9 protein-coding genes are annotated in these 6,222 nt (G+C 64.3%); 2 read left to right on the forward strand and 7 right to left on the reverse strand.

Features of this window, described 5'->3' with window-relative positions; translation table 11 throughout:
• Positions 1-4: 4 nt before the first annotated feature.
• Positions 5-424, forward strand: coding sequence for a VOC family protein (locus tag SH809_03550; protein MDZ4698761.1), 420 nt, complete (start codon positions 5-7; stop codon positions 422-424).
• Between the two features lie 4 nt (positions 425-428).
• Here the strand turns inward: SH809_03550 and SH809_03555 are convergent, their stop codons facing one another.
• The 7 genes from SH809_03555 to SH809_03585 form a co-directional block, all read right to left on the reverse strand.
• Positions 429-1,373: a TPM domain-containing protein gene (locus SH809_03555; protein MDZ4698762.1), complete on the reverse strand. Its 945-nt coding sequence runs from the start codon at positions 1,371-1,373 to the stop codon at positions 429-431.
• Positions 1,374-1,376: 3 nt separating this feature from the next.
• Positions 1,377-2,039: a hypothetical protein gene (locus tag SH809_03560; protein ID MDZ4698763.1), complete on the reverse strand. Its 663-nt coding sequence runs from the start codon at positions 2,037-2,039 to the stop codon at positions 1,377-1,379.
• Between the two features lie 69 nt (positions 2,040-2,108).
• The gene (gene modB, locus SH809_03565) at positions 2,109-2,801 is read right to left on the reverse strand and encodes a molybdate ABC transporter permease subunit (GenBank protein ID MDZ4698764.1); all 693 of its coding nucleotides are present in this window, start codon (positions 2,799-2,801) and stop codon (positions 2,109-2,111) included.
• Entirely contained in the window at positions 2,795-3,592 is a 798-nt protein-coding gene (gene modA / locus SH809_03570; GenBank protein ID MDZ4698765.1) for a molybdate ABC transporter substrate-binding protein, read from the reverse strand. The genes modB and modA overlap by 7 nt, the downstream gene beginning before the upstream one ends.
• A complete protein-coding gene (locus SH809_03575) occupies positions 3,579-4,706 on the reverse strand; it encodes a zinc ribbon domain-containing protein (protein ID MDZ4698766.1) in 1,128 nt (375 codons plus the stop codon). Before SH809_03575 ends, modA begins: the two co-directional genes overlap by 14 nt.
• Before the next feature lie 12 nt (positions 4,707-4,718).
• Positions 4,719-5,024 (reverse strand): HU family DNA-binding protein, encoded by a 306-nt coding sequence (locus tag SH809_03580; protein MDZ4698767.1) that lies wholly within the window; start codon positions 5,022-5,024, stop codon positions 4,719-4,721.
• 205 nt (positions 5,025-5,229) lie between these two features.
• A complete protein-coding gene (locus SH809_03585; protein ID MDZ4698768.1) occupies positions 5,230-5,400 on the reverse strand; it encodes a hypothetical protein in 171 nt (56 codons plus the stop codon).
• On the opposite strand from SH809_03585, the gene SH809_03590 reads away from it, so the two are divergent.
• On the forward strand, positions 5,395-6,069 hold the full coding sequence (locus SH809_03590; protein ID MDZ4698769.1) for a hypothetical protein: 675 nt from the start codon (positions 5,395-5,397) through the stop codon (positions 6,067-6,069). The genes SH809_03585 and SH809_03590 overlap by 6 nt on opposite strands.
• Positions 6,070-6,222: the final 153 nt, after the last annotated feature.

Below are 6,222 nucleotides of genomic sequence, written 5' to 3' on the forward strand. Positions count from 1 at the left end.
ACCCATGGCATCGTCCCAGCCGTCATCTTCGACACGAAAACCGCGGGCCAGCGCGGCGATCCGACTCACGCACGCCGCCATAATGACGGTACACCTGGAGCAGGCGCTGTATTTCTACGTGCATATCCTGGGGCTGTCCGTGCGTGTTCGTGAGGAAGATCCGATTCGCAAGGGACGGATGCGCGCCATGCTAGTGGACATGGAGGGGCAGGATGTGATGGAGATTATCGAGATGCCCGAGATGGCCCATCCGAGCATCCCCGGGCGGGGCGGGATCCATCATGTGGGGTTCAGCCTGCCCCAGCGGGACTGGCATGCGCTCCGTGCGCGGATGGACGCGGAGGACTACCCGTACGATGAGATCGAGGGCCGGCTTTTTGTCCGCGACGCCGATCAGCTCATCCTCGAAATCGAGACCAGCTGAGCTATCACCAGCTCCCCGACGATCCGCCGCCGCCGAACGATCCCCCTCCCCCGCTGAACGAACTGCCGCCCGAGCTGGAGCTACTGCTCCCCCCACCGATGCTGCCGGCGCGTACGTGAAACGTCCTGCCGAAGATTTCCACCCGCACCTTCCCGCCCGTCTTCTGCGCCTTCTTCATTTTTGCCATGACGGCGCGCCATTCCGGGGATTGATAGAAATAGATGGCGAGGGCAATGTGGCCGACGAGATACAACAGCGTGATCACAATCGCTCCCCGGATCGCCATCGTCAGCACCATGCTGCCGGCGAAGATAAATGGCGTGAGAAACAGGATCGGAAACCAGCGCTGCCAGCCGGGCACAAAGGCCGAGGCGAAGGACACCGCGAGCGGCATCCCCATGAACATGGCCGAAAACACGAGGCGGAAAAGGAGCGGCATCTCGTCGCTCCCTTCGGTCGCCACGTAGCTGCCCTCGACGGCGGATACGATGGCCCGTGCGCCGGCGAGGATGCCGCCCTCGTAGTCGTCACGTTGGAAATAGGGTCGGATATCGTTCTGGATGATCCGGCTGGCCGTGATGTCGGGCAGATCGCCTTCCAGACCGTAACCCACCTCGATGCGCATCTTCCGGTCGTCCAGCGCCACGAGCAGGAGGACGCCATTATCGCGGTCGGCCTGGCCGAGTTGCCAGGCGCGTGCTACGTCGAGCGAGTAACTCTCCAGGTCCATCCCATCGAGCGAACGGATGGTGAGCACGGCGATCTGGTTACCCGTCGAGTCCTCATGCGCCTGAAGGAGATCGTCGAGTTGCCGCTCGGCGCTCGGGCTGAGCACCTCGGCCCGATCCACCACACGGCCGATCAGTGCGGGGAGATCTTGAGCGGAGGCAGTGAGGACAACTAGCAGAAGCAGGGAGGCGACGAGACCGGCTAAACGATACGTCGTCATGCTTCACCCCTCATCCGAAAAGCGGATGTCGTCCGGCAGTTCATTCGTATCGTCGGGCTGGATATCTACCCCTTTGCGCCCGAGTAGACCACCGCACATCGTGATGGCGCGCACCATGCCATCGGCGAGGCGGCCATCCAGAATGCCTTTGCGGATTTCAGCCACGACGCCGGCCCAATCGTCCACTGTCACCTTCCGGTTGATGCCTTCGTCTCCGATCACCTCGATGCGATGTTCGAGCATCGAGACAAAGAGGAGGATGCCTGTGCGGTCGACGGTTTTAAAGACCTCTTCCTCGACAAAGGCCCGCATGGCGCGATGGTGCACGGTGCGGTCGAGCAGGCCGGCCCCGGCTAGGAGGCGTTTGAGCGGTTTGATGTAGGCGCCAGCCAGCGCCCCGGCGGCGCCGGCGACGAGGGCGATAAAGGCCACCCCCTGGCCCGAATACATCCAGGCGAGGCCCCAGCCGTCGTAAAAGAGGTGGGTGAGGCCGACAAGCCCCATCGCGAGGACGGCCGCCAGCGAAGCGCCCCGCCATTCGGCGATGTCGTACCGATCGCTTCGAGCGATGACGAATGGGACGATCTCGCCCGCCGTCTGGCGTTCGGCCAACGCAACGGCCTCTCGAACGCGTTTCAGTTCTTCTTCGGTAAACGAATTGCGCATGTTTCTTATCCTGTGAACCAGACGGGCAATGTACGGCGGAATGCCGCCCAAGTCACCAGCGGGCGAGGATCATCCGGCCGGGTGGCGGGGATCGTGCAGCCGGCGGGTGAGCAGGGTATGTAGCAGCAGGCTGCAGACCGAGAGGCCCACCGCGATGGCCACGAGTCGCCAGGCGGCCGCATCGCCGCCCACCTGATTGAGCCGGGTGAAGATGGCCAGCGGAAGTGTACGGGTGCGGCCGGGGATGTTTCCAGCGAGCACGATCGTGGCGCCGAACTCCCCGATCGCGCGGGCGAAGGCGAGCGTGAAGCCGGCGGCGATGCCCCGGCCGGCGAGCGGGAGGACGACATAGCGAAACGCCGCCCAGGACCCGCCGCCGTAGACATACACGGCCTCTTCCCACTCGGGGCGGATCTGCTCGAACGTGACGCGCATCGTCTGTACCAGGAGCGGGAACGCGACGACTCCGGCGGCGATGCAGGCGCCGGCCCACGAAAAGGGAATCCGCACTCCGAACACCGACGATAAAAGGACGCCAACGGGGCCCTCCGGTGAAAAGGCGACCAGTAGGAGGTATCCCGTGACGATCGGGGGGAGGACGAGCGGCAGTTGGACCAGGTTCTCCACCAGGAACTGGCCGGGCATGGTCCGGCGAGCGAGGCGATAGGCGAGCCAGATACCGGGGGGGACCGCCAGCGCGACCGCCGCGAGCGCGACCTGCACGGAGAGCACGACGACCTCCCACTCCTCGCCGGTCAGCATGGCGCGGCTACCGATTTACCGGCCCCGCCGCAAACGACAAACCCGTGCCGTTCCCAGGCGGCGCGCCGGCCCCCGGCCGCCAGATAGGCCACGAGCGCCGCTGCCCCATCGGCATCGGGCGAGGCCTTGAGGCGCCCCAGTGTATACCGGATGGCGGGCTGACAGGCATCGGGTATCGCAAACAGTAGGGCGACAGCGTCTGTCTGGCCGACGTCGGTGGCGTAGACGATGGCGAAATCCGCGGCGCCCTGTTCGACGGCGTGGAGGGCAGCGCGCACGTCGAGCGCCGGCAGGACGGCCGGCGCGAGGCGTTCCCAGAGGCCGAGGCAGGTAAGAGCCTCACGCGCATAGAGGCCGGCGGGCACATGTTCGGGGTCTGCGAGGGCCAGCGAGGCGGTTTCCGGAAAGGCCGCGAGGTCCGCGATCGTCGACTGCCCGTCGCGGGCGACGACGACGAGGCGATTGGAGATGGGCACGAGGATCGGTCCGTCGACCCGGCCGCGTTCCACGAGGAAGTCGCTCCACGCTTCGTTCGCCAGGAAAAAAGCATCCGCGGGAGCGCCGGCGTCGATCTGGCGCGCCAGCACCGAGCTGGCGGCCGCATGTACGGCAACCCGGTACCCGGCATGCTCGGATTCAAAAGCACGCACAAGTTCCTCCGCCACCTCGATGAGCGATGCCGCCGCAAAAAGCGTCAGCTCGCGCTCCGGCGCCTGCGGCGGGGCGCATCCCGCCAGGAGCAACGCCGCGAGGACGAAGCGCCAGCCGGGGAAGCGATCATGAATTCGCATTCCCCCCGAGGGTCTTGATGTTAGCGATCATCATATCCGCCTGACGGTACAGCGGCTGTTCCGGGCCGACTAGCGTTTTCACCTTCTCGAACTGGCCGAGGGCCTGGTCGAGCCGGTTGATCTGCATGAGCATCACGCCGTAGTAGAAGTTGCCTTCGAGGTGATCTGGATCTGTCTCGAGCACCTGGCGGATCTGCATCACGCCCTGCATCGGGGCGCGCGTGTTCATGTAGGCCATGGCCATGGCTGTGCGGACGACCAGGTCGTCCTCGCCGAGCGAGAGCGCTCTGTCGTAGGCGTCGGCGGCGCGCTGGGCGATGTCCGGTCGCTGGTCGCCAGGAGTGGCCTCCATCAGCTCGTACAGGGCATTGCCGGCCTCTTTCCACGCCTCGGCGGTGTTGGCGCCACCGGCGATTTCTTCACGGAGTGTGGCCACGCGATCGAGCCGGCCGGCCTGGCTGTATAGCGCGATCAGCTCGTCCTGTTTGGCCCGCAACGCGGCGCCCTCGAGGCCGCCCATCTCGTCTTCGATACGGGCGACCTGCTCCGCGAGGTCGCCGGCCAGCGGGGCTGCGGCCTGTTGCGCGGCCTGTTGCGCGTCGGTCCCGTTGGCGGACGAGCGCGTCTCGGCGGCAACCTCCTGCTCCACCGGGAGGCGCGTCTTGCTGACCTGTGTGATCAGAAAGAGCGCGACGACCACCAGAACGGCCGATGTTAGCAGAATGGCCGCCTGTAGGCCGGCGGGTCGTATGGGGGGAGCCGACTCGGGAGCAACGGTAGACGAGGGGGCGGGACGAGCCGACGACGCTTTTTGGCGGCGGCCCGACGAAGCCGGTTTTGTGTCCGGAGCGGAGGTGTGAATCGCCGTGCCACAGGCCGTACAAAACCGAGCGCCGATGGGGTTGCGTGTGCCGCACTGATGGCAAAACGGGCCAACGGAGGATTCTGCCAGCGGCATTGGAGAAGCGGTGACCGGGCTGGCTTCTGTCGACGCCATAGCCTCTTCGCGCGATTCAGGTTGTGGCAGGGGGGTGCCGCACAGATCGCAGACGGCATCGCTGACATCGGCGGCAGCGCCACAGGAGGGACAGCTGACGCTGGAGGCATTATCCATGTTCAGGTAGAGTTATTTCTTTACGCGGCTCCGTTTGCGCGCGGCATCCATCACGACCGCGCGGAAGCTCTGGGAGGGTTTAAATACCGGGACGTAACAGGCCTCGACTTCCACTTCTTCGTTCGTTCGCGGGTTGCGGGCGATGCGCGGGGCGCGCTCCTGCACCTTGAACGAACCGAAGCCCCGGATCTCGATGCGCTCCTCTTCGACGAGCGCATCTTTTAATACGGTCAGGAAGCCGTTAATTACCGCTTCCGTCTCAATTTTGGTCAATCCGGTGCCGGCGGCAACCCGGTCAATGATGTCGGCTTTGGTCACGAACGTCGCATGTCTGGTTCGAAAGACGCCGCATGGTGCGCTTCATCGTCGCGTCTGATGTCGACCTAAACGCACGATAGGCCTTCGATGATTCACGGGACGTTGCGTAGCGAGACGACGAGAGTCTCACTTCGATGGGACGGGAGGCCGGCGGGACCAACGCGAGCCGTCGTATCCGGGGCCGGGTCGTTCGCGCCCCATAGCCTCAAGAGGCCTTTTCGCCGAGATCCGGCTCGATGGGGTCCCTCGTGCCGGCATCTTTTTCCGCGCGGACAGCGCCGGCATACAATTTGCCGAATGGCTTACATAAGGCGATTTCCTCCCATCGTGTCCCATCCGGATCGCCCAGACTGTTGCCCTTAATTACAGTATGCAAGGACTCTTCTACAGCGTAACGACGACTTTTTCAGCCCTCGTACTGACCCTGTTCCTCTACGTCGTCCAGCACAAGGAAGAGCTCGCCACCTCGCGCGTCCAGGAGGCCTACATGGCGCAGGCTCAGGCGGCCTACTTCATCCAGACACTCCAGGAAGACATCGAAAATATGTTCACCCCGGACGGCGGCCAGGAGGCTGTCACCTGCCGGCTGAGCATGACGCGCACGGGGCGCACCCGCAGCTTCACCTTTCCGACCCTGCGCCATCTCAACGGAGAGTCGAAGCCGTCCATCGTCCATGTGACTTACGAACTGGAGGGGCAGGCGCTGCAAATCGAGACACGCGCGGGTACCCGCGACCTCTACCGGCTGCGGCGGTTCATCGATGAGGGGGACCATGTGTTGACACTCGGCGGCAGCAGCACCCAGATCGTCGACTTCCTGGTCGAACTCTTCCCTCACCTCCCGGATAGCGATTCGGACCTGCGAATCCTCGCTGGCGATTGCCCGACCGACCTCAACCAGGTCCGCGTCGAGTTCCGGATAGCCATCCCCGAAAATGGCACCGGCAACGCCTGGTCGGACTCCACCCGCTACGCCACCACTGCCCGCTACGCCGCCACCGTGCGGCCGCGCAACGAAGCCCGGAGCCTAGCGCTGGCCGACTGATACCGATTAACGATATTTGCGAATCATGCGAATCAGGAGTTGAATGCGCATTCAGCGTGATTTGGGAGTGCATAACTACTTAAGAAACCGTTAAGTTTTGCGCATTGCATAACGAACAAGTCATCCCCGCGAAGGCGGGGACCCAGAAAATGC

The organism is Rhodothermales bacterium, assembly GCA_034439735.1.
Classification (GTDB): Bacteria; Bacteroidota; Rhodothermia; order Rhodothermales; family JAHQVL01; genus JAWKNW01.

What these genes read in the sequence shown, in the direction of transcription:
- SH809_03560 (MDZ4698763.1), bottom strand. Translation starts at nt 2,039, where the DNA reads ATGCGCAATTCGTTTACCGAAGAAGAACTGAAACGCGTTCGAGAGGCC.
- SH809_03555 (MDZ4698762.1), bottom strand. Translation starts at nt 1,373, where the DNA reads ATGACGACGTATCGTTTAGCCGGTCTCGTCGCCTCCCTGCTTCTGCTA.
- SH809_03590 (MDZ4698769.1), top strand. Translation starts at nt 5,395, where the DNA reads ATGCAAGGACTCTTCTACAGCGTAACGACGACTTTTTCAGCCCTCGTA.
- SH809_03575 (MDZ4698766.1), bottom strand. Translation starts at nt 4,706, where the DNA reads ATGGATAATGCCTCCAGCGTCAGCTGTCCCTCCTGTGGCGCTGCCGCC.
- modB (MDZ4698764.1), bottom strand. Translation starts at nt 2,801, where the DNA reads ATGCTGACCGGCGAGGAGTGGGAGGTCGTCGTGCTCTCCGTGCAGGTC.
- SH809_03550 (MDZ4698761.1), top strand. Translation starts at nt 5, where the DNA reads ATGGCATCGTCCCAGCCGTCATCTTCGACACGAAAACCGCGGGCCAGC.
- modA (MDZ4698765.1), bottom strand. Translation starts at nt 3,592, where the DNA reads ATGCGAATTCATGATCGCTTCCCCGGCTGGCGCTTCGTCCTCGCGGCG.